A 26,991-nucleotide genomic window follows, 5' to 3' on the forward strand; every position below is an offset into this window, starting at 1 on the left:
GCCCGCTGGCGGGCGTAGCAGGTAACGAACAATGGCTTCCCCTAAACACTTCCTCGATCTCTCCGCCGTCACCACATCCGACCTCAGAACCATCATGGATGACGCCAAGCTGCGAAAGCAGGCTTTCAAGGCAGGCACGGCCGACAAGCCGCTCGCCGGCAAGATGCTGGCCATGATCTTCGAGAAGCCGTCTACCCGAACCCGCGTCTCCTTCGATGTCGGCATGCGCCAACTCGGCGGCGAGACGCTGTTCCTGTCGGGAACCGAAATGCAGCTCGGCCGCGCCGAGACGATCGGCGACACCGCCAAGGTGCTGTCGCGTTATGTCGACGCGATCATGATCCGTACGACCGACCATAACCGTATGCTGGAACTGGCCGAGCACGCCACCGTGCCTGTCATCAACGCGCTGACGGACGATACCCATCCCTGCCAGATCATGGCTGACGTCATGACCTTCGAAGAGCATCGCGGCCCGATCAAGGGCAAGACGATCGCCTGGACGGGTGACGGCAACAACGTGCTGCATTCGCTGGTGGAAGGAGCTGCCCGCTTCGGCTACCGCATGAACATGGCCGTACCCCTTGGTTCCGAGCCGAAGGATCACTATCTGAACTGGGCCCGCAATGAGGGCGCCGAAATCATGCTTTACCATGATGCTGACCGTGCGGTCGCCGGCGTCGATTGCGTGGTGACCGATACCTGGGTCTCCATGAATCAGGAACATCGGGCTCGCGGTCACAATGTCTTCCAGCCTTATCAGGTCAACGCGCAATTGATGGCGCAGGCCGGCAAAGATGCGCTGTTCATGCATTGCCTTCCCGCCCATCGCGGCGAGGAGGTGACGGATGAGGTGATCGACGGTCCGCAGTCCGTGGTCTTCGATGAGGCGGAAAACCGTCTTCATGCGCAGAAGTCGATTCTTGCTTGGTGCCTGGGCGCGATCTGAACCATAATCGGATGCCGCGAGTCCCAAGCTCGCGGCTGCGCGAGCGGCCGGCACGCTAGCCTGCTGCTCCCATAGAACAGGAGTGTAAGCCATGGCAGAAGCTGCAGCCGCTCTCGGCGAGTTCGATTTCGCCGGCGATGATCATGTCGTCCCTTTCCAGGTGGAAGGGCTTGATGTGCGCGGTCGCGCCGTCCAGCTCGGCCCGATGCTGGATTCAATCCTCGAACGCCATCATTATCCTACGCCCGTCGCCCGCCTTCTGGCTGAAGTGGTGGTGCTCACGGTGCTGCTCGGCACCTCGTTGAAGTTCGACGGCAAGTTCACCGTCCAGACCAAGAGCGACGGTCCCGTCGATCTGCTGGTCGCCGATTTCTCGACGCCGGAAAATGTCCGCGCCTATGCCCGCTTCGATCAGGCGATGCTCGATCAGGCGATCGCATCAGGCGAAACGGAGCCTGAGCAGCTTCTCGGCAAGGGCGTGCTGGCCTTCACCATCGATCAGGGCAAGTTCAGCCAGCCTTATCAGGGCATCGTCGCATTGGACGGTACCTCGCTGGAAGACATTGCCGGCGTCTATTTCCGCCAGTCGGAGCAGATCCCGACGCGGGTGCGCCTTGCTGCTGCGGAGCTCTTCGACCGTGATAACGATGGCAAGCCGCGTCACCGCTGGCGGGCAGGGGGCCTCGTTGCCCAGTTCCTGCCGGAAGCGCCGGAGCGCATGCGCCAGACCGATCTTCATGGCGGCGACGGCGACACAGGCGAACGCGGCCACCTTGAGGACGATGCCTGGGCGGAAGCCCGCTCGCTCGTCGAAACCGTGGATGCAGATGAACTCACCGATCCGCTTGTTGGCACCGAGCGCCTGCTGTTCCGCCTCTTCCATGAGCGCGGCGTGCGCGTTTACGAACCGCGTGCCGTCTTCGATCGCTGCAGCTGTTCGCGGGAAAAGATCGGCGGCGTGCTGAAGGGTTTCAGCGCCGAGGAAGTAGAGGCAAGCCAGGAAAACGGTGAGATCGCCGTGACCTGCGAGTTCTGCTCAACGACCTACCGCTTTCCGGTGCATGAGGTTGCGTCTCAGCTTACTTAGTCTTCCTGAGTATAAGAACAGGCGAGCAATAGAACTAAGCGATAGCGCAGCGCAGTGACTCGACTTTTGGTAGTCACTGTGTGCCTATTGTGTTTCATTGGTTCAGGCTATGGAAGCGGGGTGGGTGCCAATGAAGTTTTTGTGTTTGGTACTTGCGCTCTTAGCTGCAGTGCCGCGAATTAGCTTTGCCGACGACGAGACTGTTCTATGGAAAGAAGTTGGTGGCTGGAGTGTGGCTGTCGACAAAAGTTTGGGCAACGCCTGCTTTGTCATGACTTCCTTTGAAGACGGTACAGTTTTTCGTCTCGGCTTCAATTTCATCGAAAAGGATAATCCCTTTTATATCCTGATGGCCAATGCAAATTGGAAATCATTGGAAGAAGGCAAGCAATATCCGATCGAATTCTACCTGGACCGCTCCAAATGGACTGCCGACGCAAGCGCCGTAGATCTTGACGGTACTAAGGCATTGTGGATTAATTTTAAGGATACTGGCTTGATTGGCGAGTTCGCTCGCAAGTTGAGTTTTCGTGTCGATTTTAACGGCAAGCGGATAGTTGCCCTCAGTCTAAAGAACTCCGTCAAAGCGACCGATGAGATGCTCGTCTGTCAAAAGGCTGTCAACGCTGCAGTGGCCCAACAGCCGGCACAGCCGCAATCAAAAGATCCGTTTGAGGCAAAGCCGGATGCTCAGACCGCATCGGATCCCTTTGAGCTTTAATAGAGATTGCCGATTGAAGACTTCAGCATTGCCGCATATCCGCGAGCAATCGGTTCGAATTTACGCATCAGTTGAGCACCCTGAGCAGGCCGGGTGAATCGAGCGAGAAGGCGGGGATGTCGACATCGAACAGCTCGCCTTCGTCCGTCTCCATCTGGTAATGGCCGAACATCAGGCCGGATGGCGTATCCAGCGGACAGCCCGATGAATATTCATAGGTATCGCCAGGTTGCAGACGCGGCTGCTCGCCAACGACGCCGGGGCCGCTGACCTCGTCGATCTGCCCGTTCTGGTCGGTAATATTCCAGTAGCGGTTGACGAGACGTACGGCTATGCCGGAGTTGTTGGCGATGACGACGCGATAACCCCAGACATAGCGATCGTCGTCCGGATCGGATTGCTCCTCCAGATAGAACGGTTCGACAACCACTTCGATGTCTCGTGTGAGGGCGCGATACATGCCTTACACCTTAGTCAATATACGTTACCCGTATCTTATAACAGTCCTCATGCGTCAAGAAACGGAACAGTGAACGTGGCCCCGCCGCCCTCGGTCGGGCCGCCTTTTGTTCATTAAGCCTAACTCTCAGTGTTAATTTCAAGGCAAATGCCACGGCCACGGTGGTATTCCGCGGCCGCGCCAGGAGCGCCGTGCGTCCTTTCGGACGCACAAAGGAACGCTCTATCCCTTGAATCGACGGGTCAGGCCGAAACCGTTTCCAGTGCGCGGGCGAAATCCTCGATGAGATCGTCCGTGTCTTCGATACCGGCCGAGAGGCGTACCGTGCCCGGCGAAATGCCGAGCTCGGCGCGGGCCTCGTCCGTCAGGTTCTTGTGCGTCGTCGTCGCCGGATGGGTGATCAGGCTCTTGGAGTCGCCGAGGTTGTTGGAGATCTTGACGATATCGAGCGCGTTCTGCAGCGCGAATGCCGCTTCCTTGCCACCCTTCAGCTCGAAGCAGACCAGCGTCGAGCCGCCGGTCATCTGCTTGGCAATGATATCGGCCTGCGGATGGTCCTTGCGGCCGGGATAGATGACCTTGGCGACCTTGCCCTGTTCGGCCAGGAAATCGGCGATCTTGGCGGCATTCTGCGTCTGCTGYTTGACGCGCAGCGGCAGCGTCTCGATGCCCTTCAGAAGCGTCCAGGCATTGAAGGGCGACATGGCCGGGCCGGTATGGCGGAAATAGTCATGCAGGTTCTCGTCGATCCATTCCTTGTCGGAAAGCACGACGCCGCCGAGGCAGCGGCCCTGGCCGTCAATATGCTTGGTGGCGGAATAGACGACGATATGGGCGCCGAGTTCCAGCGGCTTCTGGAAGAGCGGCGTCGCAAACACGTTATCGACCACGACCTTCGCGCCGATCTGGTTGGCGAGCTTGGAGACACCGGCAATATCGACCACTTCCAGCGTCGGATTGGTCGGGCTTTCCAGGAAGAACACCTTGGTCTTCGGCGTGATGGCCTTTTCCCAGTTCTCCAGGTAGCGGCCATCGACCAGCGTGCAGTCGATGCCATATTTCGGCGCCAGCGTCTCGACCACCCAGCGGCAGGAACCGAAGAGGGCGCGGGCGGCGACGATGTGGTCGCCGGCCTTCAGCTGGCAGAGAATGGCGGCGGTGACGGCGGCCATGCCGGAAGCCGTGGCGCGGGCATCTTCCGCGCCTTCCAGCATGCACATGCGCTTTTCGAACATGTCATTGGTGGGGCTGCCGTAGCGCGCGTAGATGAAACCTTCGGTTTCGCCCTTGAAGCGCGCCTCGGCTGCTTCCGACGTATAGTAGACGAAACCCTGCGTGAGATAGATTGCCTCGGATGTCTCGCCATATTGCGAGCGGAGCGTTCCGCCGTGGACGAGTTGGGTTGCCGGGCGCCAGGTCTTGCTCATGCCATCACCACTTTCAAACAACAAAAAAACCGGCCGCAAAAGCAGACCGGTTTTCAACCCGGTCTTTTTAGCCACTTATTTAACGTGGCTGCAAGCCGACCGGCCAAATCACCACGGGATAAAATTGCAATACTGCCGTTCTGCGCTTGCGTCAATTCCCCGACTTTGGTTTTGTCGGCGGCAAATTATGGATGGAGCATGATGGCTCGCGAAACTGGAATTTTGGCCGACCGCGCGATTTCCGCGCTGTTTGAAACGGGGCGTCTTCAAAGCGAACGGGAGCTTGATCGTGATCAGATCCAGCCTGCGAGCCTGGATCTGCGGCTGGGCGCCAAGGCTTTCCGGGTGCGCGCCAGCTTCATGCCCGGCCCTTCTCACCTTGTCGCAGACAAGCTCGATCGGCTGAGCCTGCATGTCATTGATCTCAGCGAAGGCGCGGTGCTGGAAACCGGCTGCGTCTACATCGTACCGCTGATGGAGCGTCTCGATCTGCCGGCCGACATGTCTGCCTCTGCCAATCCCAAGAGCTCGACCGGCCGTCTCGATATCTTTACCCGCGTCATCACCGATTACGCGCAGGAATTCGACAAGATCCCATCAGGCTATTCCGGTCCGCTCTATCTCGAAATCAGCCCGCGTACTTTCCCGATCGTCGTGCGCCGCGGTTCGCGCCTGTCGCAGATCCGCTTCCGTGTGGGCCATGCTGTGCTCAACGAACCGGAGCTCCTGAAGCTGCACGAAACGGAAACGCTGGTGGCTGCCAAGCAACCGAACGTATCCGGCGGCGGCATTGCACTGTCGATCGATCTGGCGGGCGACGAGGAGAGCCTGATCGGGTATCGCGGCAAACACCACACGGCCGTCGTCGATGTCGACAAGAAGGCCCAGCACGATATCTTCGATTTCTGGGAGCCACTCTATAGCCGAGGCCGCAACGAACTGATCCTCGATCCCGATGAGTTCTACATTCTCGTCTCGCGTGAGGCCGTTCACGTCCCCCCGCATTACGCGGCGGAAATGACGCCCTTCGACCCGCTCGTCGGCGAATTCCGCGTGCATTATGCCGGCTTCTTCGATCCGGGCTTCGGCCATGCGCCCGCCGGCGGGCGCGGCAGCCGCGCGGTGCTGGAAGTGCGCAGCCACGAAGTGCCCTTCATCCTCGAAGACGGCCAGATCGTCGGCCGCCTGATCTACGAGCACATGCAGGAACAGCCGACGAGCCTCTATGGCTCAGGCCTAGGCTCCAACTATCAGGCGCAGGGCCTCAAGCTCTCGAAGCATTTCCGGATCTGATCTCGGTAATGCCGCGACTTGACAGCGGCGGCCATCTGTTGGAAGTCTCAAGCTTCAGGCGGGTGTAGCTCAATGGTAGAGCAGCAGCTTCCCAAGCTGAATACGAGGGTTCGATTCCCTTCACCCGCTCCAGCTACTCCTCTCAATCTCTTCCGAAAATGTTGATCGGCCTGTATCGGCGATGCGCGATCGCCAACGTGCGGTCCGGACGGATGATATAGGTCTCCTCGACCTGCCGGCCGTACTGGTCGATGAAATCGTGCGGGAAGGTCGAGCCGACAGGCGACTTTGTCAGTTTCGTGCGCGGCTGGCCGTTATAGGTGATGCTGCCGGGAATGGGCTCGATGCCGGGACCCGTATATTCGACGGTCGTGCAGCCGGCGAGCGCCAGCGCGCCGATGAGGCCAAGTGCGATCAGTTTCATATTGGAAGCCTTTCTTTCCGCAGCACGGTGTCATTGTACCGCAAATTGCGAAAAGCTCACGATACAAACGGCGCACACGTCTTCAACCCTTCGAGAAGGGCGTTGCGACCATGGTCTACTGCTTTTCCGAAGTCGCTCGACCGATATGCTCGACCGATCTGATTGCCGCTCGTGGCGCGATCTGCTAGAGCGGCACTGTCGAAAAAGGCAGGATCGGATGAGGTAAGCCCGGTCCCTTCCATCATCGGAAGCTCTGCTCCGTGTTTCACACGAGAACCCGCGACGTGGCCCGCATGCGAATGCGGGGTCCCGGCGGCATGCGGAGCGTAAAGAACGCACTCCTCCGGGATTTCATTTTCGAAGGAGACAGTCATGCGTTTGAACCATCTTGATTTCTACGTGCCCGATATTGCCGCTGCGGCCGATTTCTTCCTGCGTTATTTCAGTCTGGAATTGCGGGAGATGAACGAACGGATCGGCCGGGCGATCCTCTACGACGAGCAGGGCACAGAGATCGTTCTCAGTCGTCCGTTGCCGAAATTCGGCGGTGCCGATCAGGTCGAGCTGCAGCGACAGACCTATCATATCGGCTTTATCCTTCCCGAAAGATCGGATGTCGATCATCTCCATCTTCGCCTGGCGGCGGATGGTGCTGCCGTTTCCGGACCACCCACTGCCATCCGCGGTGGCTGGCTGTTCTATTGCACGGCGCCCGGCAACGTGCTTGTCGAGGTCGGCTGGCGCCCACAGGCCTGAAAGACCTAAAACGAAAATGGGCGGCCGAAGCCGCCCATTCACACTCAATCAGGTTTTCAGCTCAGAATTCCGTCCAGTCGGCCTCCTGGCTGCTGGAAGGGGCGGCCGCGCTGTTTTTGCCGAAGGCATTGGCGATTTTCTGGCCGAGGGCGCGGGCCGGCGAAGCCTTCGGGCGTGACGTGCTTTCGGCAACACGCACCGGGGTTCTCGCGGCCGGTCGTGCGGCGGCGCGCGGTGCGGTCGGGATCGGCGCGCTTGCAACGAATCCGCCGGTGCCGGTCAGTCGGAACTGGCCGAGCAGGTTGTTGAGTGCCGTCGCTTCCGTTGCAAGGCCGTGGCTTGCCGCGGTGGATTCCTCGACCATCGCCGCATTCTGCTGCGTGCTCTGGTCCATGGTGTTGACGGCGGTATTGATTTCCTGCAGGCCGGTCGACTGCTCGCGGGCAGCTTCGGCGATCGCATGGACGTGCTGGTTGATTTCCTGCACCTCGTGGACGATCGCATCGAGCGCCTTGCCCGTCTCGCCGACCAGTGAGACGCCGGTCTGCACATGCGTGCCGGATGTGTTGATCAGCGCCTTGATTTCCTTGGCGGCGTTTGCAGAGCGCTGGGCCAGTTCGCGGACTTCCTGTGCGACGACCGCAAAGCCCTTGCCGGCTTCACCGGCACGCGCTGCTTCAACGCCGGCGTTCAGCGCCAGCAGGTTCGTCTGGAAGGCGATATCGTCGATGACGCCGATGATATTGCCGATCTCGACGGAGGACTGCTCGATCTGATGCATGGCGGCGACCGCCTTGCGGACGATGTCGCCGGACTTCTCGGCACCAAGGCGGGTGCGGGCGACGAGCTGGCTTGCCTCTTCTGCACGCTTTGCCGCGTCCTTCACCGTTATGGTGATCTCTTCGAGGGCTGCTGCCGTTTCTTCGACGGAAGCGGCCTGCTGCTCGGTGCGCTTCGAAAGCTCGTCGGCAGACGAACGGATCTCGTTGGCGCCGGCGCCGATCGCCCGGGCATTGGAGCCGACCGTGTGCATGGTCTCGTTGAGCTTCTCGACCGAGTTGTTGAAGTCCTGGCGCAGCGCATCGAGATGCGCGACGAAGGGTTCGTTGATATTCGAGGCCAGGTCGCCGGCGGCAAGGCGGCGCAGGCCATCGCCGAGTGCTGAGACGGCGCGTTCGAGTTCGGATGCCTCGCGGGTACTCTGCGCCTCGCGATCGCGGCGCTCGTTGTCGCTGACGCTGCGGTCGGCTTCGGCGCGCGCTTCGAGGGCAATACGCTCGACCGCGTTGTCGCGGAAGATCGAGACGGCCTTCGCCATCTGGCCGACTTCGTCGCCGCGGTCGAGACCGCTGATCTCGCTGCCGGTATCGCCTGCGGCAAGCTGAGTCATCCGATCGCGCAGCTTCGCCATGGGGGTGGTGATACCGATCTGGGCGACGACGACGCTGAGACCGACGGCGCCGACTACGGCAAGGCCGATCAGCGCGAAACAGAGGTTGATACTATCGTTGACGGAAGCCGAAAGTGCGTCGCCGCCGTCGTTGAGCATCGCCATCATCGCATCGTTGTTGGCAATCATCTTCGGCGTCAGCGCGTTGAGCTTGGCATTGATCAGGGCGACATTCGCCAGCGCGCCGGCGCTGTCCTTGGCCTTGCTCTGCTCGACGATCTTGTTCGCCAGAGCTTCGATTTCATCGATGCCGGCCTGGATTTCATCGACCGCCGCCTTGCGGCTGGGCACAAGCGCCAGCGCCTGCGTCATGCGGTCGCGTGCCTGCGGCAGCTTGCTCGGTGTCGCGAGCGCCGATTGGAATGCCGGCGTATCGGGCTTCATTTCGGCCAGCAGACTGACCTGCAGCACCGAGGCGACGACCGATGCGCTGGCGCGCGCGCTCTGCATCGAGGCCAGCGCCTCATGGTCGATGAAGGCGCTGTAGGCCGCGTCCGCTCGGCGGAACTCGGAGATGACATAGATCATTCCGGCCATCGTGATCAGCCCCAGGAGCGCCACGACCGAGATGATTTTTGTGCGGATTTTCAGATGTTTCAGCATGGAAATGTCACCCGATTAGCCGGGTGTGTTGCGAACCCGGTGCTTTTGAAATCATTTGTTGTAGAACGATTCTTCGGTATTGCGCTGGCGGGGGATACCTTGAGAGGTTCGACATGCGCATCATGCGATCGGCCGGCGAGGTCGATGTCGTCGCGACAAATAAGACGGGATATTGCTTAATTCCGCGCTAACGGGCTCGGGGCGTGGCCGTAAATTCCAGAGGCGTGGTTGTTATTTGTGCTTAAGCGTTCAAAAATGCAATTTATGCGAAATTTTTGTGTGGCTGGCATGGCGTCGAACTCCACGAAAGACCGTGCTTTGAAGGCCGACGCGTCGTTCTGATTCCACCGAAGCGCAGTCTGCTACCTGCCGGGCCATATTCCCCGATGGGTATGATTCTGTTACATCTCTGCCGGGCGGCAGGCGCGGCGCTTAACTTGAGGCAGGTCATATGGTGCAATCTAAACCGGCGTTTCCGGCTCCAAGAGGGATTTTTATCCTTTGCCTGTTTTCGGTTGCACTGCTTTCGGCTTTTTCCGTTTTTGCGCAGCAGGCAGGACCGTCCGTGCCGCTGCTGTTCGATTCCCGTGAACGCCTGGCAAAGCCCGACCTTTCCTCGCTCGTGCGGTTGCGCTTCCTGACTTCCGTGGACTTCCCGCCCTTCAATTTCAGCGACCAGAACGGCAAGCTCTCCGGCTTCAACGTCGATCTCGCCCGCGAGATCTGCGGCGAACTGGAGATTGCCGACAAGTGCCAGATTCAGGCGCTGCCCTTTGCCGACCTGCAGAAGGCGCTCGCCGGCTCGCAGGGTGATGCCGTCATCGCCGGACTTGCCGTCACGCCGGAGCTACGCCGCGAGTTCCTCTTCTCCCGCCCCTATCTGATGCTGCCGGCCCGCTTCGTCCGCAACACGGCCGTCTCCGTGACCGGAACGACGGCTGCCGGCCTCGCAGGCCATCCGGTCGGCGTCGTCAAGGGCACCGTGCATGAGGCCATGCTGGCGGCCTTCTTCCCCGCCATCAAGGCGCAGCCCTTTGACAACAAGGAGGCACTGCTGACAGCCTTGAAGGAACGCAAGGTCGATGCCGCCTTTGCCGATGCGCTGCAGCTTTCCTTCTGGGTCGCTTCGCCCGCTTCGGACAAGTGCTGTTCCCTGTTCGACGGGCCCTACACATCAGAGCATTTCCTGGGCGAGGGCATGACGATCATGCTGCGCCAGAACGACAGCGTGCTGACGGCGGCGATCGACCACGCGCTGGCAACGCTCTCGCGCAATGGCCGCCTGGAGGAAATCTATCTGCGCTATTTCCCTTACGGGCTGTATTAGAGCAATTCCAGCAAAAGTGTGCAGCGACTTTGCGTCCGGAATTGCGGTGAAAAAAGCAATTCCAGCAAAAGTGTGCAGCGGTTTGCCTCCGGAAATGCGTTAAAAAAGGAGAGAGGTTTACCCCTTGCGGAAGCGGGCGATCGCGCTGCGCTCGATGGCGGCACAGGTCAGCTTGTCGAGGCTGAGACGGTCGCGCAGCAGACTGAGCAGCCGCAATTCTTCAGCTTTCACGGAAAGGTCGGCGGCGGCGACTTCGACTGCCAGTGCATAGGCCGTATCGTAGAGCCGGGCGGGCAGCGTGTCGCGCACCGTCTCCAGAACCACATCCAGCCCTTCCGGGCCGGCCAGCAGCGAGGCGCAGTCGCGGGCGACGGAAATCAGATTGTCGTCGTCGAAATCACGGAATACCGGCAGGAAGCCGATGAGCTGGCCGATCCTTTCCATTTCCCGATCGTTCATGGTGCTGTCGACGGCAGATGCCATGACCATCACGTAGATCAGGGCGTCGTGGGCTGAAAGCGGCTTGTTCATGTCTGATTCCCTCTTCGATGAGCGGAGATTAGGAATTGGCAGTCGCCATTACAAGGGATCGGCCGGTTCAGGCCGGGGCGCTGCCGCCGGCCTGCGGCGCGGATCCTCGCCGTGGATGCCTTTCTTCGCTTGTTTTGCCTTTTCGCCGGCAGCGGTAAGCGGCGAACCCGGTTGCGCCTCAGCCCAGCCGTTTTCCACCAGCCACGTGCCGATATCCTGCTGTCCCAGCCGGCAGGCAGTCCTCGCCATATCCTGCCATGCATCGGAAGGCAGGTCGCAATCGACCGTACGGTTGCGCAGGAAAAGCCGCAGCGCCGTCTTTGCCATCATGCCGCACGGCCATTCCCTTCCTTCCGATCCGCAGCTCTTGTCCGCGGGCGTCGCAATGACGTCGACAATCTGCAGCCTGCGTTTGCCGAAGGAGAGGACACCGGCATTCTCTACCGTCGGCCGCAACAGCTCCACGCTGTCTTTTCCCTCGGGCGTGGCCGACGGCGTCTCGGTCGCTACCGGAGCATTCTGCGCCGTTTCATCCGCTGTTGCATCTTCGGAGGGAGGCGGGGAGGTGGCCCCTGCCGGCTCTGATGCTGCAGGCTCCGTTGCCCGGGCAATCAGCGCTGCATCTTCATCCGTAAGCGTTGCAGGCGGTTTTGCCATATCGGCATTCGCATCTGGCAGTTTTGTGGCCGCGCCGCTGGCATCCGTGTCAGATACCGATCCATCGCCGCCATCGAGCCGCGCTTGCCCTGCCAGCAGCAGGCCGACCACCATCGCCATCCCCGCGATACCTGTGATGAAGGCTGCAGGGCGCATGGATTATTTTCCTATTGGCTGGCCCATATGATCCGGGCGATCCATTCGACGTCGGAAAGCTCGATCGTCCGGTTGGGATGTTCGGGGTTGAGCGACAGCAGTTCGATGGAACGCGGGCTCTGGCGCAGCAGCACCTTGGCCATGACCTCGCCCTCGCGCGTCTTGACGACGACGCGGTCGTTGCGGCGCACCTGCGCACCGGGCTCCACGATCAGCACATCGCCGTCGCGATAGAGCGGCATCATGCTCTCGCCCTGCACTTCCAGCGCATAGACCCCCGCCTTCTGCGAGGGGCCTGCCGGAAATTCCACCACGTCCCAGCCCTGGCCTGCCGGAAAGCCGCCATCGTCGAAAAAGCCGCCGGCACCTGCCTGCGCAAAGCCGAGCAGGGGAATGGAGTTTCCCTGCGACGCAAAAATACCGTCCGGCAGGTTGGCGGCAGCTGCCCCCGCCGGTCGCATGAAGCCCATGAACTGCTCCATGCTTGCCCCCGTCGCCTCCAGCACCTTGGCGATGGATTCAGTCGAGGGCCAGCGCAGGCGTCCGTCCGCCGAAAGTCGTTTTGATTTGTTGAAGGAGGTCGGATCGAGCCCTGCCCGCCGCGCAAGACCCGACGGCGTCAGGTCATGCCGTTCGGCAAGCCCGTCGATCGCTCCCCAGATCTGGTCGTGTGACAGCATATGCGTCCGGCCCCGCGGTCCGTCCGGCCGCTTTCTATCGCCGGCAGATTAACCGAGGCATCTCCCCGAGTAAAGTGAAAATGAGGAATAAAATCCTGTCTCGTGAGGGTGCCATGCGTCCATTCGGACGCACAAGGGACGCCCTGACTCTTTAAATCTGCGCATCAGGTTTTTAGGCGACCATCGCCATGTTGATCTTGCCGAGCTGGATCACCGCCTGCGTGCGGCTGTCGACGTTGAGCTTTAAGAGGATCGCCGAGACATGCGCCTTGATCGTCGCCTCGGAAACCCCGAGTTCGTAGGCGATCTGCTTGTTGAGCAGCCCTTCGCCAAGCATGGTCAGCACCCGGCTCTGTTGCGGTGTCAGCGTGTGCAGGCGATGGATGAGGTCGGCGACATCGGGATCCTGTTCCTGTCCGTCGCGATAGCTCTCCGGCGTGGCGATATCACCCGCCAGCACCGTCTGGATGCCGCGGCGGATATCCTCGATACCTGAGGATTTGGAAATGAAACCGGAAGCGCCGAGCTCCAGGGCCCGGCGGATTGTCGTGGTGTCATCGGTGGCTGAGATGATGACGATCGGCAGGCTGACGAATTCGGAGCGCAGCGCCATCAGGCCGGAAAAACCGCTCACCCCTGGCATCGCAAGATCGAGCAGCATCAGGTCCGCATCCGGATGTGCCGTCGCCGCCGTCCTTGCCGCGGCAAAATCCCCGGCCTCGACGATTGCCTGCCGGCCTTCCATGCCGATCACCGCCTGCCGCAGCGCGTCGCGAAACAGCGGATGGTCGTCGGCAATGATGATGGTCTGTTCCTGCATCGAAAACTCCCTCCCAAGAGCTCGATCCCGCCAGTTCCGTCCGGCTCCCCGCACGAACATGACTCTCCACTTATATGAATATAACCGGATCAACTCCGCTGCGGAAGAGGATTGGCCTCGTCTTCGGCCCGGAATTCCCGCACTATACCCATGAAACTGCGCATCATCCGCTCCATGATGCCGATCGAGCGGTCCACTTCCGCATCTGTCGGCAGGGCAGGCCGCCCGGCTGTATTCTTCTCCAGGGCACTGACACGGTCGGAAAGCCGGTCGAGTTCATCCTCGTAGGCGGCGCGTTCATCGGCCGCCATACGGCAGACGAGCGCCCCGTCCTTTTCGGTGCAGAGCGACATCGCCCCCGTCTGCCGGTCGAGGCGCACGAAATGGTCGCCGCTGCGTTCGAGCTGGAAGCGCGTCGCATCGGGCTCCGCGGCAAAAGCCGCAAGCGGCAGAAGACCGGCGGCAAGCGTAATTGCAAATGCCTTCATCGTCTCATCCTCCGCAAAGCGTGGTACCAGCCCGTTTTTGAGTCCGCAGGCGTGGACATCGCCGCCTCTTTGAGGCAAAGCCGTCCTCACAAAGGCCAGCCACTGGGATCATCATGACCGCGACACCGACCCTTTACAAGATCGTGCCGGAGGCGCTCTGGCAGGAAGCCAGACAAACCGGCATTTTTCATGGCGCCGGCATCGATCAGAAGGATGGCTTCATCCATTTCTCGACTTCGGAGCAGGTCAAGCAGACGGCAGCCCTCTATTTTGCCGGCCAGACGGGCCTCCTGCTCGTTGCCGTCGATGGCCGTAGCTTCGGTGACAAATTGGTCTTCGAAGCCTCGCGCGGCGGTGCGCTCTTCCCGCATCTCTATGCCGATCTACCGCTCTCGGCCGTGCTCTGGGAAGCGGCCTTGTCGCTCGATGATGCCGGCCTCCACATTTTTCCGGAGCTCGCCCCGTGATCGATCCTTTCAAGCGCATTGCCCGCCGTGGCCTCTTCCTCTTCGATCCCGAAACAGCGCATGGCATGTCGATTGCGGCGCTCAAAGCTGGCGTGGTGCCCGCCTGCCGTATCGCGTCGGACCCGCGCCTGCACCAGACCGTTGCCAATATCGACTTCCCCAATCCGCTCGGCATGGCCGCGGGTTATGACAAGAATGCCGAAGTGCCGGAAGCATTGCTGAAGCTCGGCTTCGGCTTTACCGAGATCGGCACGGTCACGCCGAAGCCGCAGTCAGGCAATCCCCGCCCGCGCATCTTCCGCCTGGTGGAGGATGACGCGGTGATCAACCGCCTCGGCTTCAACAATGAAGGCCATGAAGCGGCCTTCCAGCGGCTCTCGAAGATCGGCCATACGGGCATCGTTGGCGTCAATATCGGCGCCAACAAGGATAGCGAGGATCGCATCGCCGATTATGTCGCCGGCATCCGCCGCTTCTATTCGGTCGCTCGCTATTTCACCGCCAATATTTCCTCGCCCAACACGCCGGGCCTGCGTGACCTGCAGGCGCGCGAAAGCCTCGCCGCCCTTCTGTCTTCTGTCTTGGCTGCTCGCGACGATGAGGCTGAGAAGGCCGGCCGCAAAATTCCCGTCTTCCTGAAGATCGCCCCCGATCTTACCGAGGAAGGCATGGACGACATCGCCGCCGAGGCCCTCTCGCATGCGCTGGACGGTCTGATCGTTTCCAATACGACCCTCTCCCGGGACGGGCTGAAGGATCAGCGACAGGCCAGGGAGGCCGGCGGCCTCTCCGGCGCGCCGTTGTTTGAGAAGTCGACGACGGTGCTTGCGAGAATGCGCAAGCGCGTCGGCCAGGCCCTGCCGATCATCGGCGTCGGCGGCGTATCTTCGGCTGAAACTGCGCTGGAAAAAATCAGGGCGGGGGCGGATCTCGTGCAGCTCTATTCCTGCATGATCTATGAAGGCCCGGGCCTTCCGGGCACGATCGTGCGCGACCTGTCGAAACTGCTCGACCGTGAAAAGGCGGCTTCGATCCGGGATCTCAGGGACAGCCGTGTCGATTACTGGGCCGCGCGGAAAGTCTGAGCGGCCCGGGGCTTGACCAGCACCGCCAGGAAGAAACCACGAAGCAGCAGGAAGGCGTTCATCGCCAGCCACAGGCCGTGATTGCCGAACATCGGCACGAAGATGGCGAGCATGGCGAGATAGCCCGCAAAGGACATCAGCATCCGGTTGCGCATGTCCACGGACCATGTCGCGCCGATGAAGACACCGTCCATCAGGAAGGCGAGCGCACCCGTCAGTCCCGTCACCGCTGCCCAGGGCAGATAAGTCTCGGCCGCCGCCTGCACCTCCGGGGAACTGGTCAGGACGGAAATGAGATAAGGACCGGCAAAATAGAAAAAGCCGGAAATGATCGCCGCCAGTCCGAAGGACCAGAAGATCGTGAGCTTCAGTCCGCGGTCGAAGGCCGGTCGGTATTGCGCGCCGATCGCCCGGCCGGTGATCTGCTCGGCAGCATTGGCGAGACCGTCGAGATAATAGCCCGACAGCAGGAAGAAGTTCATCAGCACCGCATTGGCTGCCAATGTAATAGCGCCGAAGCTCGTGCCGATGCGGGTCATGATCGCGAAGGAGCCGATCAGCACGAAGGTGCGGATCAGGATGTCGCGGTTCAGCGCAAAAAGCTCGGCCAGTCTGTTTCTTGAAAAGATTTCCGTCCGGCTTGGCCGGTCCGCCCCATTGAAACCGCGTAACACGATGAAAAGACCGGCAAGCGCGCCCGCCGTTTCACCCGCCATCGTGCCCCAGGCGACGCCCGAAACGCCCCAGTCGAGCGATAGGCCGAGGTAGATGGAAAGCAGGATGTTGATGCCGTTGATCAGCGCCTGCAGCAGAAGCCCGGTTCGGCCCTGTCCGCGGCCGAGCACGAAGCCGAGGAGTGCGTAGTTGGCAAGGGTTGCCGGCGCGGCGAGAATGCGGATCGAGAAATAGGTGCTGGTCGCCTCCGCGATCCTACCTTCTGCCCCCATGAGCTTCAGCCCGACAATAATCAGAAGCGGTGACAGGACGAGAAGCGCAAGACCACAACCCAGCGCCGAGACGATCGCCCGCCAGAAAACCGCTTGCTGCTCATGCGCGTCGCGCCGCCCGAGCGCCTGCGCAGTCAGTCCCGTCGTGGAAGCGCGCAGGAAATTGAAGCTTCCCATGATGAGGTCGAACAGCATGGCGCCAATCGCAAGGCCTGCCAGCGCTTCCGGGTCGCCCATATGGCCGACGACGGCGGTATTGGTGATGCCAAGCAGCGGCGTGGTCATGAAGCCGAGCGTCATCGGAATAGCGATCGCCAGCACCAGTCGGTGCGTCACATCGAATGCCAACGCGTTTCTGCTTCTGTCGGTATCCATATCCGCCTCGTGGGGAGAGAGGCGGAATCGCCTCAGTTGGAAAGCACCATGGCCCAATAGGGCAGGTTCCTGGAAGACGTATTATGCGCAACGGCGACGCCGATACCACTATAGCGCCCCAGCATATTTTCCAGATGATGGGGAGAATTGATCCAGGCGGTGACGACCGCATCGACGCTCTGCTGGCCCGAAGCGATGTTTTCGGCGGCCGGCAGGTTGACGCCGCTTGCCTTCACGCGGGCGCCGAAACTGTCGGTCATGCCCATCAGATGCTTCATCTTGCCCGCGCTTGCCATGCGCTTGGCCTGGAAGATCGCGGCCGTGCTCGCATGCGGATCGACGCTGAGCGGCGGCAGGCCGTTCCTGGCCCGAAGCTGGTTGACGAGCGGCAGCGCCGAGGCGGTCTCGTCGGAGGCATTGGAGGGCGTGCTTGCAAGCTTGGGTGTCGTCGTGCAGCCGGCGATGCCGGCTGCCAGTGCGAGGCCGGAAAGCTGCAGCAGGCTGCGGCGCGAAAGGATGATTGAGCTCATGTTATTTGCGATAGCTGAAAAGACGGATGATGATGAAGATCGGGATGACGATGGTGGCGCCAAGCAACAGATAGTCGCCGACGCGGCCAAGCGCAGAGAAGCCCTGTCGCCATAGATGGATCACGAAATCACGGAAGTTGTAGATGAGCTCCCAGGGGGTCAGCCCGAAGATGGCCATGACGAAACCGACGATCAGCGACACCACCAGAAGCTTGATGATCGTGCGGCCAATGGAATCGCCGAGGAACCTGTTCACCTGATCGGACATGCGCCATCTCCTGTTTGTCTTGAGATACGGTTGCGGCGATTCGCCTGCAAGCCTTTTCCTCTAAGACAGCACCGCCTCTGAAATAGGACTTGAGTTTTTTTGTGGCCGCCGCCAAATGCCGCCAGCCAAAGGGTCCGATCATGCAGCCAAGCCAGCTTTCCTCCGGCGACGTCATCGCCGACCGCCGCGCCGACTATGCGAAGATGCTCGACGAGGGCGGCGAACCGGACGCGGCGGCCGAGCTGATGGAGCAGGCGCTGGAACTGGCACCTGCATGGGCTGCCGGCTGGTACCGCCTCGCCACATACCGCGAAAAGGCAGGAAAGGCAGAGGCTGCCGTCGAAGCTTACCGCCGCACGCTGGAACTAGACCCAGAGGATATTTTCGGGGCTGGCTTGAAGCTCGCCTTGCTCGGCGATGCCGAAACGCCGGACCAGCCGCCGAGCCGCTACGTCGAGCGCCTCTTCGATGACTATGCCGATCGTTTCGAAACCTCCCTGGTGGAGAAGCTCGATTATTCCGTGCCGCAGAAGCTTGCCGCTTTGGTTGCCTCGACCGGTCGGCAGTATCAGCTTGCTGTCGACCTCGGCTGCGGCACAGGCCTGCTCGGCCCCGAAATCCGCGCTGATGTCACCCATCTCGAAGGCTTCGATCTCTCGCAAAACATGCTGGCGAAGGCTGCCGAAAAGCACGTCTACGACCATCTCGCCCAGGCCGATCTGTCGCTGGAGCCCGAAGCGTCAGGTCTTTTTGCAGACGGTGGGCGGCACCGCGCCGACCTCGTAACCGCCGCCGATGTGCTGATGTATCTCGGCAATCTGGAAAGCGTCTTCGCGATCCTCGATGAGCTCTTGGCTCCCGGCGCCGACTTCGCCTTTTCCGTCGAGGATGGCGGCGAGGCAAACGGTTTTCATCTGGCGCCGTCGCTGCGCTATGCGCATGCGCAAGCTTATGTCGAAGCGCTTGCCTCGGCCCATCGGCTCGAAATCCTCGAGACGGTCAAAACCGTCATTCGCAAAGATGGCGGCAAGCCGGTTTCCGGCATTCTGTTCCTTACGCGCAAGACCGCCTGAGCGCATATTTCTTGCGATTTTGAAATAGGTCAGCATTGCTTACGTATTTCGCTTGCGCGCAACTTCAGAAGGCCTGATAACTCGGGCTATTCAGTGAGAAAGCGACGCGCTCCCCGGGGCGCAGCACGCGCCGCATCCATCCAGACATTTCCTCTTCCTCCGGCCAGCCCGGAGCAGCCGCTATCGGAGATCGCGACATGAGCCAGCTTATCAGTGCCCTTGGGTTCTGGAACACCACGGCGACGCGCCACACGCCGGTGGAGGATGTGCAGGGCGTCTTCTCCGGCAGCCTCGTCTCGGCGCTCGGACTTTACGTGCTCGCCAGCGCCGGTCTTCTCACCGGCAGCACCGCCGGCATTGCCTTCCTGMTGCATTATGCCTTCGGCGTGAACTTCGGCTTCGCTTTCTTCCTGCTCAACCTGCCGTTCTTTTACCTCTCGCGGAAGCGTCTCGGCATGGCTTTCACGATCAAGACCTTCCTCGCGATCGGCCTCACCTCCGCATTGACCAGCCTGCAGCCGAAGGTCATGGAAATCGCAACCATTCACCCAGCCTGGGCAGCACTTCTCGGCGGCCTGTTACTTGGTTTCGGCCTTCTTGCGCTCTATCGCCATCGCGCCAGCCTCGGCGGCGTCGGCATTCTCGGCATCTATATGCAGGAGCGTTTCGGTATCCGCGCCGGCCTTGTGCAACTGGCCATCGATATGTGCGTGCTAGCCGCCGCCTTCTTCGTCACTACGCCGCCGGTCGTCTTCTATTCCGTGCTCGGCGCCGTCGTCCTCAACCTGTTCGTGGCAATCAATCACCGGGCCGACCGCTACATCGCTCTCTAGTGTTTTCCTGTCGACCCGCAAAGACTCAATCTTACAAATCGGTAAGCCATTATAAACAAAACGTAACTTGCCTGTGATCGGCCCCGGCGCGACACTTCCTCTCGCGCCGGATGTAATGAGGTGAGCTATGTCAGAGTTGGAAAAGCTTGTCAGACGCCGCATGCAGGAAGAATACGCCAAAGGCTCTTCCGCAGAGCATATCGCCAAGGTCGTTCGCGACATATTCAACAGCATCGATCTCTCGGGCAGATTGCCTGAAGCCGTTGCCGTGAGGTCCGATACGCGCCACAGACGATGAAATATTCAACCGACCCGATCTCTCGGGTCGGTCACCGGGACAAAGCCCCTTATCAGCAAAAAAGTATCAGGCTGCCTTCTGTGACGCATCGATCGGATGCTGGCTGCGGAAGCCGACGGCCAGCCGGTTCCAGATATTGATCGCGCCGATCGCCACCGTGATCTTGGTCATTTCCTCTTCGGAAAAATGCGCCTTCAGTGCCTCGTAGTCGGCATCCGGAGCGCCGGTCTCGGCAATCTTCGTGACCGCATCGACCCAGCCGAGCAGGGCGCGCTCGCGTGCGTCGTAAACCGGCGATTCGCGCCATACGCACATCAAGTTGATCCACTGCTCGGAAAGTCCGTCGTGACGTGCTTCCTTCACATGCATGTCGACGCAGTAGGCACAGCCGTTGATCTGCGAGGCGCGAAGCTTGATCAGGTGGATGAATCGACGCTCCAGGCCGGAGGTCTGGACGTACTGTTCCAGGGCGACAACGGCCTTGTAGGCATCGGGAGCGGCCTTGCCGAAGTTGAAACGTGTTTGCATGGGTATTCTCCTTGGGTTGGGTTGGGTTGGGTTTGTGTTGTGGCTCAGCGAGCCGTCTTTCTCTCGTGGATTTCCATGAAGGCGCAGCCTCTGGCGGCGATGCCGCCGTCATCGTCTGCGGAAAGTTCGGTCAGGATGTCGGCGATGCTGGTGTTCGCAAGTTCCGCGCGATAGGCGCGCTCGGCCCTGAGCATTGCCGCCGTAACCTGGCAGGGCTTGGTGAAATAKCGCTGCGGCAGCGGGTTCGGCCCGCGCTGACGGATCTCCGAACAGCGAAAGGCCGGCGCCGGACCTTCGACCGCAAGCACGATATCGAGCAGCGATATGTCCTCTGCCGCCTTCGCCAGCCGGTAACCACCTTTAGGCCCTGGAACCGTCACCAGAATGCCGGCCCCCGAAAGCGCCTGCAGATGCTTCAGCAGATAGCTCGTCGATACGCCGTGGAATTCGGCGAGGGCCGCGGCCGACAGCACGCTGCCTTCTGCAAGCCCTGATAGTACCGCCGCACAATGAATGCTTTGTTCGACACCGTCACCAAGCTTCACAGCTGATCTCCTTTAATCGTAGATATTATTTATCCACGATTATGCCGAGGAGTCAACACCGCTTTTATTCGCCCGCGTTTGAACTACATTTGCCCCGTGGATCAGATCGATGCCGAAACCAGCCTTGCCTTGCCCGCACCCTTTCTCCGCTGGTTTGCGGAAAAGGGCTGGCGCCCGCGAGCTCACCAGCTCGAGCTCCTTGCTCGCGCCGAGGCCGGCGAGAGCACGCTGCTGATTGCCCCGACCGGCGCCGGCAAGACACTGGCCGGCTTTCTGCCGTCGCTGACCGACCTCACGCGGCGTGGCAAGATCCCGCCGGGCTCGGCATTCGCCGGCATTCACACGCTCTATGTTTCGCCGTTGAAGGCGCTCGCCGTCGATATCGAGCGCAACCTCATGAAGCCCGTCACCGAGATGGGGCTGCCGATTTCGGTTGAGAACCGCACCGGCGATACCCCGGCCGCAAAGCGCCAGCGCCAGAAGCTCGATCCACCTGATATCCTGCTGACGACGCCGGAACAGGTCGCCCTGTTGTTGGCAAACCGCGAGGCCGAGCGCTTTTTCAAGGACTTGAAATACGTCATTTTCGACGAGTTGCATTCGTTGGTCACGTCCAAGCGCGGCCATATGCTCTCGCTCGGCCTCGCCCGCTTGCGCAGGCTAGCACCTGATCTGCAGACCATTGGCCTTTCAGCCACCGTTGCCGAGCCGATGGATTTGCAGAAATGGCTGGTGGGGCAGCAGGAGGACAGTGAAAACCATGCCGGCGTCGTGCTTGTCGAAGGCGGCGCCAAGCCAAATATCTCCATCCTCGATACCGAAGAGCGCATCCCCTGGGCCGGCCATTCCGCCAAATACGCGATCCCCGATGTCTATCGGCAACTGATCGACCACCAGACGACGCTGCTCTTCGTCAACACCCGCTCGCAGGCTGAAATGCTCTTTCAGGAGCTCTGGACGGTCAATGAAGAAAACCTGCCGATCGCCCTTCATCACGGCTCACTCGATGTCGCCCAGCGCCGCAAGGTCGAGGCGGCCATGGCCGCCAATCGGCTGCGCGCCGTCGTCGCTACTTCAACGCTCGACCTCGGCATCGACTGGGGCGATGTTGATCTCGTCATCCATGTCGGTGCGCCGAAAGGTGCCTCCCGTCTTGCCCAGCGCATCGGTCGTGCCAACCACCGCATGGACGAGCCGTCGAAGGCCATCCTCGTTCCCGCCAACCGTTTCGAAGTCATGGAATGCCAGGCAGCACTCGATGCGAATTATATCGGTGCGCAGGATACGCCCCCGGTCGGCCGTGGCGGGCTCGATGTGCTCGCCCAGCACGTGCTCGGCATGGCCTGCGCCGAACCTTTCGATATGCTGGAGCTTTATGAGGAGATCACCAGCGCCTCGCCCTATGCCGATCTTCCGTGGGAAACCTTCGAGCGCGTCGTCGATTTCGTCGCGACCGGCGGTTATGCCCTGCGCACATATGAACGCTATGCCCGCATCCGCAAGACGAAGGAAGGTCGCTGGCGCGTCTCCAACCCGCAGGTCGCGCAGCAATATCGCCTGAACCTCGGCACTATTGTCGAGGCCCCGATGCTGAACATCCGCATGGCCAAACGTGGCGAGGGCGGCAAGCTCGGTCGCCCCGGTGCCGTGCTTGGCAAGGTCGAGGAATATTTCCTGGAACAGCTCGCGCCGGGCGACACCTTCATCTTCTCCGGCAAGGTCCTGCGTTTTGAGGGTATCAGGGAGAGCGAGGCGCTGGTCAGTCCGGCCTATTCCTTCGATCCGAAAATCCCGTCCTATAACGGCGGCAAGTTTCCGCTCTCGACCTATCTCGCCGATCAGGTCCGCTCGATGCTGGATGATCCGGACCGCTGGCATCGCCTGCCGGATCAGGTGCGCGACTGGCTGTCTCTGCAGAAGGAAAAGTCCATGCTGCCGAAGCATGACGAGCTGCTGATCGAGACCTTCCCGCGCGGCAGCCGGGGTTACATGGTCATCTATCCGTTCGAGGGGCGGCTCGCCCACCAGACGCTCGGCATGCTTCTCACCCGCAGGCTGGATCGGGCAGGCGCAAAACCTCTCGGTTTCGTCGCCACGGATTATTCGCTCGGCATCTGGGGGCTGGAGGATCTCGGCCTGATGATCGCCAATGGCCGCCTCAGCCTTCCCGATCTCTTCGATGAGGACATGCTGGGCGACGATCTGGAATCCTGGTTGAATGAATCCTTCCTATTGAAGCGCACCTTCCGTAATTGCGCCGTGATTGCCGGATTGATCGAGCGGCGCCATCCGGGCAAGGAAAAGACCGGCCGGCAGATCACCGTCTCGGCCGACCTGATCTACGATGTGCTGAGAACCCACGAGCCCGACCACATCCTGCTGCAGGCGACGCGTGAGGACGCGGGATCGGGACTTTTGGATATTTCCCGCCTTGGCGATATGCTGAAGCGAATCAGGGGCCATATCACCCATCGGGCGCTGGACCATATTTCGCCGCTCGCGGTGCCGGTCATGCTGGAAATCGGCAGGGAATCGGTGCCGGGCCAGGCTCATGACGCACTGCTTGCCGAAGCTGCCGACGATTTGATCGCCGAGGCGATGGCGTAAGAACTGGAATGACTGACGTGATGAACCGCCTTGCGCTCGCGCGCGACATGATCGGGCTTGCCGCAATACCGGGCGTCGAAACCGCCGTTCAAGGCGTTGCCGCCGTCTGCGATCCCCTGGGCGCGCTCTATCTGCCCGACGCCGGCATTCTCGTCGTCTCCGACCTGCATCTGGAAAAAGGCGCGGCCTTTGCCCGCCGCGGCATGATGCTGCCGCCCTATGATACGCTGGCGACACTCACCGTGCTCGCCGCCGTCATCTCCCGCTACGATCCGAAGCTCGTCATTTCGCTCGGCGACAATTTCCACGACCGTGTCGGCTCCGAGCATCTGCCGGATGCCTTCCGCACGCTGATCGTCGAAATGGCCCGCGGCCGCGAATGGATCTGGATCAATGGCAACCACGATCCCGATGGCACGATCAACCTGCCGGGTACCTGCTCCGACGAGCTTTATTATGCCGGCCTGACCTTCCGCCATGAGCCGCGCGACGGCCTGCAGCAAGGCGAGATCGCCGGCCATCTGCACCCGGCGGCCACGGTCCGCCGTCGTGAAAAATCCGTTCGCCGTCCTTGCTTCGCCACCGATGGTGCCCGTCTGTTGATGCCCGCCTTCGGCGTCATGAGCGGTGGGCTGGATCTCGGCCACAAGGCAATGACGGGCCTTTTCGACAAGGCTTCGCTGATTGCCCATCTGCTCGGCCGCGACCGGATCTACTCGGTCCGCTACGGCAATTTGCGCGGCTGACACGCACTCCCTTCTCGCTGGAGAAGGGAAGGGGCTCAATTACATTCCTGCAACTGCTGCTGATAGCTCCCCGCCATCTTTGCGAATTTCCCTGCCGTCTGCTGCAGCTGTCCATTGTTGCGCCAGTCGCCGCGCTTGTAGCCGGTCGGGCCGGAATAATAGGCGAGGTAGAGATTGTAGGCGTCGTTCGGTGGAATGCCAGTCGCCTGGCTGTTGCTGTAGTGGTACCAGCCGATGAAATCGATCGCGTCGGCGAAGTTGGTACGCGTCGCGGCCCAATTGCCGGTGGCGGACTGATAGTGGTCCCAGGTCCCGTTCAGCGCCTGCGAATAGCCGTAGGCCGTCGAAGGCCGTGTCCAGGGAATGAAGCCGAAGAGTTTCGTGCGCGGCGGCCGCGCATAGGGCTGGAAGCCGGACTCGACATACATGGTCGCCATCAGGATCGGCACCGGCACGCCGTATTTCTTCTCCGCACGCTCCGCAGCACCCTGCCAGCTGGTGAAGAGACCATCCTTCTGGTCGAAGACGGCGCAGATATTTCTCGTCTGGCGGGGTGCTGTCGCGCAACCAGCAAGCAAGGCCAGYCCGACAGCCGCAAGCACGGTACGAGTACGCATGATACAAACCTCTCGTTTCCGAGAGATTACTAACTCGTAAACGTTAAAGAGCGGTTTTTACGCGAATACGAGATGTTCCGGTGGCCTTTTTGCAGGCCAGGGATTGGTCCCGTTCCGCAGCCAGAGAAGTGTGTCGAGCCAGAAACCGGCGGCGTGGCGCGCGTGAAAGAGATCGAAATGCCCGATCCTCGAAAATCCGAGCTCATCGGGCGCCAGCAGCACTTCCTCCACCTTGGCGTTGCGATAATGGGAAAGACCGCGGCGAATGGCCTGGACAGTCGCAATCTCGTCGTCCGAGGCAGTGACGCTGAGGATGGGTGCATGAAAATTCTTAAAGGTCCGCGCCGCGCCCGCCTCTTCTGCCGCTGGTGAATGACATTCGATCCATGTCCGCTGGAGCGCCCAGTCGAGTGCCACACCCTTCGGCAGATCCTCGAGCCAGCCGAAGCGCCGTCCGGGAAAATAGCCGAACAGCTGGGTCGCTGCCGGCATGGCTACGTGCCATTTCAGGAACAGTCGCCATCGATGCGTTCGAGCATAGTCCCGCCAGTGGCCATGTTGTGCGCCGACCGCCAGCATGCGCGTGATGCGGTCGGCATGGGCAGAAATACCCGGCAGGAAACCGCCGATGCTGTGCCCGACAACGAGAAGCTCGCGGCCGGACCGCACAGCTTCCATGAAAAGCAGCGCCGCGTCGAAGTCCTGCTCGCCCCAGTCCCGCCAGCGATAGCGGCAGCCACGCAAGCGTTCCGGGCGCGAGAGGCCGATGCCGCGATAGTCATAGGTCAGCACGTCGAAGCCATGCTCGGCGAGAAAACGCGCATAATAGTGGTAATAGCTTGCCGCAACGCCGGTTGCCGGATTGATGATGACGCTGCCATTGCCGCCATTGTCGGCGCCACGCCAGAAATGGCCATGAAGTTCGACGCCGTCGCGGCACCGTATCGAGACGGATTCCGCTTCTCGTGCAAGCTCGTTTTGCCTCCGTTTGCCGTCCGGCATGCATGATTTCCTGTGCGACGCTTCAGCGGGTACGATAGGCAGATACGTGCGTTGATGACACTCACTAGTCGGTATACATTGGGTGAATGGCGAGATCAGGATCCGATACGCGCGAACGCATTGTCGCCGCTGCCGCAAAGCTCTTCTACAGTGAGGGGATAAGGGCAGTCAGCGTCGATGCCGTGGCCGAGAAGGCAGCTGTCACGAAGCGTACCCTTTATTATCATTTCGACAGCAAGGATGAACTGATTGCTGCCTATCTCGAGACCCGCGACCAGCCCAACCTCGCTGTTTATCGACGGTGGTTTGCGGAGACGAAGGGGGATCTGCCTGCGAAGGTAAAGGGGATTTTCGAAAACCTGGCCCGCTCGGCCCGGCATCCGAAATGGAAGGGCTGCGGTTATCTGAGAACATCGGCCGAGCTTGCGAACATGCCTGGCCATCCCGCTATCAAGGTCGGTGCCGCACATAAGAAAAATGTCGAGGAATGGCTGGCTTCTCTCTTCGAGGAGCAACATTCGTCCGAGCCGTCAAAGCTCGCTCGCCAGATCGTTTTGCTGCTCGACGGTTCTTTTGCCGCGGTGCTCCTGCATCGCGACCCCACCTATATGGAAACTGCAGGGGAGGCGGCGGCTGCCCTGGTGGCTGCAGCCAGCGCGGGCAAATGATCAGGCTGCCCTGACCGGTTCGTAGCGCAGGATCACCGCGCCGCTTTTCGTCACCGAGGAGTCGAGGAGTTTCAACGGCTGCTGGGCTTCAGCGGGCTTGAAGTGCGGGTTGCCGCCGCCGAGGATGACGGGAACGAGGCAGATACGGATTTCATCCACCAGCCCCGCCTTCAACAGGGTATCGGCAAGCTCGGCGCTGCCGAAGATGAAGATCGTTTTGCCGCCCATATCCTTCAGCCGCTTCAGTTCAGACACCGGATCGCTGACGACGCGCGTATTGTTCCAGTCCGCCTTCTCCATGGTCCGCGAAACGGCGATCTTGGCGATGCCGTTCATATAGGCCTTGATTTTGTCTTCGCTCTCCGCGCTCGGCCAGTAGGCGGCCATGCCCTCATAGGTCTTGCGGCCGAAGACCAGCAGATCGCCTTCCTCGCCGAACTGCTCGGCATATTTTTCAAGCTCCGGCCCCCATGCCAGATTGTGGAAGTCGATATCCCAGGGCTTCGATCCTTCGAAATAGCCATCCAGCGTCATCAGGTTCCAGACAATAAGCTTTCTCATTTCATCCTCCAT

Annotated in this window: 31 protein-coding genes, 1 tRNA gene and 1 riboswitch; of the genes, 15 read left to right on the forward strand and 17 right to left on the reverse strand. The window is 60.8% G+C overall.

Annotation, left to right across the window (positions count from 1 at the left end; all coding sequences use genetic code 11):
* Window positions 1-31: 31 nt before the first annotated feature.
* The 3 genes from argF to AC1D35_RS05520 all read left to right on the forward strand — a co-directional run bounded on the left by argF (window position 32) and on the right by AC1D35_RS05520 (window position 2,757).
* Entirely contained in the window at window positions 32-949 is a 918-nt protein-coding gene (argF, locus tag AC1D35_RS05510) for an ornithine carbamoyltransferase (protein ID WP_113298458.1), read from the forward strand.
* A 91-nt stretch (window positions 950-1,040) separates the two neighbouring features.
* Complete coding sequence (locus AC1D35_RS05515; RefSeq protein ID WP_113306997.1) at window positions 1,041-2,036, forward strand: Hsp33 family molecular chaperone; 996 nt, start codon at window positions 1,041-1,043, stop codon at window positions 2,034-2,036.
* Window positions 2,037-2,166: 130 nt separating this feature from the next.
* Window positions 2,167-2,757: a hypothetical protein gene (locus tag AC1D35_RS05520; RefSeq protein ID WP_113306996.1), complete on the forward strand. Its 591-nt coding sequence runs from the start codon at window positions 2,167-2,169 to the stop codon at window positions 2,755-2,757.
* Between the two features lie 67 nt (window positions 2,758-2,824).
* Here the strand turns inward: AC1D35_RS05520 and apaG are convergent, their stop codons facing one another.
* The gene (gene apaG, locus AC1D35_RS05525) at window positions 2,825-3,217 is read right to left on the reverse strand and encodes a Co2+/Mg2+ efflux protein ApaG (protein WP_113298460.1); all 393 of its coding nucleotides are present in this window, start codon (window positions 3,215-3,217) and stop codon (window positions 2,825-2,827) included.
* A gap of 242 nt (window positions 3,218-3,459) precedes the next feature.
* Window positions 3,460-4,644 (reverse strand): O-succinylhomoserine sulfhydrylase, encoded by a 1,185-nt coding sequence (locus AC1D35_RS05530; protein WP_113306995.1) that lies wholly within the window; start codon window positions 4,642-4,644, stop codon window positions 3,460-3,462.
* Window positions 4,645-4,690: 46 nt separating this feature from the next.
* A riboswitch (SAM riboswitch) is annotated at window positions 4,691-4,769 on the reverse strand.
* A 73-nt stretch (window positions 4,770-4,842) separates the two neighbouring features.
* Here AC1D35_RS05530 and AC1D35_RS05535 point away from each other — a divergent pair.
* Together AC1D35_RS05535 and AC1D35_RS05540 are read left to right on the forward strand one after the other, a co-directional pair.
* Window positions 4,843-5,937, forward strand: a complete 1,095-nt coding sequence (locus tag AC1D35_RS05535; protein ID WP_162748411.1) for a 2'-deoxycytidine 5'-triphosphate deaminase — start codon at window positions 4,843-4,845, stop codon at window positions 5,935-5,937.
* Between the two features lie 58 nt (window positions 5,938-5,995).
* A tRNA-Gly gene (locus tag AC1D35_RS05540) sits at window positions 5,996-6,069 on the forward strand.
* Window positions 6,070-6,079: 10 nt separating this feature from the next.
* On the opposite strand, the gene AC1D35_RS05545 is transcribed toward AC1D35_RS05540, so the two are convergent.
* Window positions 6,080-6,361 carry a hypothetical protein gene (locus tag AC1D35_RS05545; RefSeq protein WP_113306993.1) on the reverse strand — a complete coding sequence of 94 codons (282 nt, stop codon included), beginning with the start codon at window positions 6,359-6,361 and terminating at the stop codon, window positions 6,080-6,082.
* Window positions 6,362-6,733: 372 nt separating this feature from the next.
* On the opposite strand from AC1D35_RS05545, the gene AC1D35_RS05550 reads away from it, so the two are divergent.
* Window positions 6,734-7,117 carry a VOC family protein gene (locus AC1D35_RS05550; RefSeq protein ID WP_113306991.1) on the forward strand — a complete coding sequence of 128 codons (384 nt, stop codon included), beginning with the start codon at window positions 6,734-6,736 and terminating at the stop codon, window positions 7,115-7,117.
* Window positions 7,118-7,178: 61 nt separating this feature from the next.
* Here the strand turns inward: AC1D35_RS05550 and AC1D35_RS05555 are convergent, their stop codons facing one another.
* The gene (locus AC1D35_RS05555; RefSeq protein WP_113306990.1) at window positions 7,179-9,170 is read right to left on the reverse strand and encodes a methyl-accepting chemotaxis protein; all 1,992 of its coding nucleotides are present in this window, start codon (window positions 9,168-9,170) and stop codon (window positions 7,179-7,181) included.
* 451 nt (window positions 9,171-9,621) lie between these two features.
* Here AC1D35_RS05555 and AC1D35_RS05560 point away from each other — a divergent pair, with 451 nt between their 5' ends.
* Window positions 9,622-10,497 carry a transporter substrate-binding domain-containing protein gene (locus tag AC1D35_RS05560; protein ID WP_113306989.1) on the forward strand — a complete coding sequence of 292 codons (876 nt, stop codon included), beginning with the start codon at window positions 9,622-9,624 and terminating at the stop codon, window positions 10,495-10,497.
* Window positions 10,498-10,614: 117 nt separating this feature from the next.
* On the opposite strand, the gene AC1D35_RS05565 is transcribed toward AC1D35_RS05560, so the two are convergent.
* The 5 genes from AC1D35_RS05565 to AC1D35_RS05585 form a co-directional block, all read right to left on the reverse strand.
* Window positions 10,615-11,028, reverse strand: a complete 414-nt coding sequence (locus AC1D35_RS05565) for a tellurite resistance TerB family protein (protein WP_113298467.1) — start codon at window positions 11,026-11,028, stop codon at window positions 10,615-10,617.
* Window positions 11,029-11,076: 48 nt separating this feature from the next.
* Entirely contained in the window at window positions 11,077-11,841 is a 765-nt protein-coding gene (locus AC1D35_RS05570; protein WP_113306988.1) for a thermonuclease family protein, read from the reverse strand.
* An 11-nt stretch (window positions 11,842-11,852) separates the two neighbouring features.
* The gene (locus AC1D35_RS05575; RefSeq protein WP_113298469.1) at window positions 11,853-12,521 is read right to left on the reverse strand and encodes a S24 family peptidase; all 669 of its coding nucleotides are present in this window, start codon (window positions 12,519-12,521) and stop codon (window positions 11,853-11,855) included.
* A gap of 172 nt (window positions 12,522-12,693) precedes the next feature.
* Entirely contained in the window at window positions 12,694-13,341 is a 648-nt protein-coding gene (locus AC1D35_RS05580; RefSeq protein ID WP_113306987.1) for a response regulator transcription factor, read from the reverse strand.
* Window positions 13,342-13,430: 89 nt separating this feature from the next.
* A complete protein-coding gene (locus AC1D35_RS05585) occupies window positions 13,431-13,829 on the reverse strand; it encodes a hypothetical protein (RefSeq protein ID WP_113298471.1) in 399 nt (132 codons plus the stop codon).
* Between the two features lie 113 nt (window positions 13,830-13,942).
* On the opposite strand from AC1D35_RS05585, the gene AC1D35_RS05590 reads away from it, so the two are divergent.
* Both AC1D35_RS05590 and AC1D35_RS05595 read left to right on the forward strand, forming a co-directional pair.
* The gene (locus AC1D35_RS05590; RefSeq protein ID WP_113298472.1) at window positions 13,943-14,296 is read left to right on the forward strand and encodes a DUF952 domain-containing protein; all 354 of its coding nucleotides are present in this window, start codon (window positions 13,943-13,945) and stop codon (window positions 14,294-14,296) included.
* Window positions 14,293-15,381: a quinone-dependent dihydroorotate dehydrogenase gene (locus tag AC1D35_RS05595; RefSeq protein ID WP_113306986.1), complete on the forward strand. Its 1,089-nt coding sequence runs from the start codon at window positions 14,293-14,295 to the stop codon at window positions 15,379-15,381. The genes AC1D35_RS05590 and AC1D35_RS05595 overlap by 4 nt, the downstream gene beginning before the upstream one ends.
* On the opposite strand, the gene AC1D35_RS05600 is transcribed toward AC1D35_RS05595, so the two are convergent.
* The 3 genes from AC1D35_RS05600 to AC1D35_RS05610 are packed head-to-tail and all read right to left on the reverse strand — an operon-like array spanning window position 15,357 to window position 17,501.
* Window positions 15,357-16,703, reverse strand: a complete 1,347-nt coding sequence (locus AC1D35_RS05600) for an MATE family efflux transporter (RefSeq protein ID WP_113306985.1) — start codon at window positions 16,701-16,703, stop codon at window positions 15,357-15,359. The two genes, AC1D35_RS05595 and AC1D35_RS05600, sit on opposite strands and share 25 nt — an antisense overlap.
* A gap of 32 nt (window positions 16,704-16,735) precedes the next feature.
* On the reverse strand, window positions 16,736-17,233 hold the full coding sequence (locus AC1D35_RS05605) for a CAP domain-containing protein (protein ID WP_113298475.1): 498 nt from the start codon (window positions 17,231-17,233) through the stop codon (window positions 16,736-16,738).
* Window position 17,234: 1 nt separating this feature from the next.
* Window positions 17,235-17,501 (reverse strand): DUF6460 domain-containing protein, encoded by a 267-nt coding sequence (locus tag AC1D35_RS05610; protein WP_113298476.1) that lies wholly within the window; start codon window positions 17,499-17,501, stop codon window positions 17,235-17,237.
* A 140-nt stretch (window positions 17,502-17,641) separates the two neighbouring features.
* Here AC1D35_RS05610 and AC1D35_RS05615 point away from each other — a divergent pair, with 140 nt between their 5' ends.
* The 3 genes from AC1D35_RS05615 (at window position 17,642) to AC1D35_RS05625 (ending at window position 19,705) form a co-directional block, all read left to right on the forward strand.
* On the forward strand, window positions 17,642-18,574 hold the full coding sequence (locus AC1D35_RS05615; protein ID WP_113307078.1) for a methyltransferase: 933 nt from the start codon (window positions 17,642-17,644) through the stop codon (window positions 18,572-18,574).
* A 197-nt stretch (window positions 18,575-18,771) separates the two neighbouring features.
* Window positions 18,772-19,407, forward strand: coding sequence for a YitT family protein (locus AC1D35_RS05620; protein WP_477938336.1), 636 nt, complete (start codon window positions 18,772-18,774; stop codon window positions 19,405-19,407).
* 127 nt (window positions 19,408-19,534) lie between these two features.
* A complete protein-coding gene (locus tag AC1D35_RS05625; protein WP_162747144.1) occupies window positions 19,535-19,705 on the forward strand; it encodes a hypothetical protein in 171 nt (56 codons plus the stop codon).
* A gap of 66 nt (window positions 19,706-19,771) precedes the next feature.
* On the opposite strand, the gene AC1D35_RS05630 is transcribed toward AC1D35_RS05625, so the two are convergent.
* Together AC1D35_RS05630 and AC1D35_RS05635 are read right to left on the reverse strand one after the other, a co-directional pair.
* Window positions 19,772-20,233 (reverse strand): carboxymuconolactone decarboxylase family protein, encoded by a 462-nt coding sequence (locus AC1D35_RS05630; protein ID WP_113298478.1) that lies wholly within the window; start codon window positions 20,231-20,233, stop codon window positions 19,772-19,774.
* Between the two features lie 44 nt (window positions 20,234-20,277).
* Complete coding sequence (locus AC1D35_RS05635; protein ID WP_113298479.1) at window positions 20,278-20,778, reverse strand: RrF2 family transcriptional regulator; 501 nt, start codon at window positions 20,776-20,778, stop codon at window positions 20,278-20,280.
* A gap of 96 nt (window positions 20,779-20,874) precedes the next feature.
* On the opposite strand from AC1D35_RS05635, the gene AC1D35_RS05640 reads away from it, so the two are divergent.
* Window positions 20,875-23,385, forward strand: coding sequence for a ligase-associated DNA damage response DEXH box helicase (locus AC1D35_RS05640; RefSeq protein ID WP_113298480.1), 2,511 nt, complete (start codon window positions 20,875-20,877; stop codon window positions 23,383-23,385).
* Window positions 23,386-23,393: 8 nt separating this feature from the next.
* Window positions 23,394-24,131, forward strand: coding sequence for a ligase-associated DNA damage response endonuclease PdeM (gene pdeM, locus AC1D35_RS05645; protein WP_477854276.1), 738 nt, complete (start codon window positions 23,394-23,396; stop codon window positions 24,129-24,131).
* Window positions 24,132-24,166: 35 nt separating this feature from the next.
* Here pdeM and AC1D35_RS05650 read toward each other — a convergent pair whose 3' ends face one another.
* Together AC1D35_RS05650 and AC1D35_RS05655 are read right to left on the reverse strand one after the other, a co-directional pair.
* On the reverse strand, window positions 24,167-24,748 hold the full coding sequence (locus AC1D35_RS05650) for a transglycosylase SLT domain-containing protein (RefSeq protein WP_113298482.1): 582 nt from the start codon (window positions 24,746-24,748) through the stop codon (window positions 24,167-24,169).
* A 57-nt stretch (window positions 24,749-24,805) separates the two neighbouring features.
* A complete protein-coding gene (locus AC1D35_RS05655) occupies window positions 24,806-25,750 on the reverse strand; it encodes an alpha/beta fold hydrolase (RefSeq protein WP_113306983.1) in 945 nt (314 codons plus the stop codon).
* Window positions 25,751-25,836: 86 nt separating this feature from the next.
* Here AC1D35_RS05655 and AC1D35_RS05660 point away from each other — a divergent pair, with 86 nt between their 5' ends.
* Entirely contained in the window at window positions 25,837-26,418 is a 582-nt protein-coding gene (locus AC1D35_RS05660; RefSeq protein ID WP_113306982.1) for a TetR/AcrR family transcriptional regulator, read from the forward strand.
* On the opposite strand, the gene AC1D35_RS05665 is transcribed toward AC1D35_RS05660, so the two are convergent.
* Entirely contained in the window at window positions 26,419-26,979 is a 561-nt protein-coding gene (locus tag AC1D35_RS05665; RefSeq protein ID WP_113306981.1) for a dihydrofolate reductase family protein, read from the reverse strand. It abuts the gene before it with no gap.
* Between the last annotated feature and the right edge of the window lie 12 nt (window positions 26,980-26,991).

This window comes from Rhizobium sp. P1_E6, assembly GCF_056405875.1.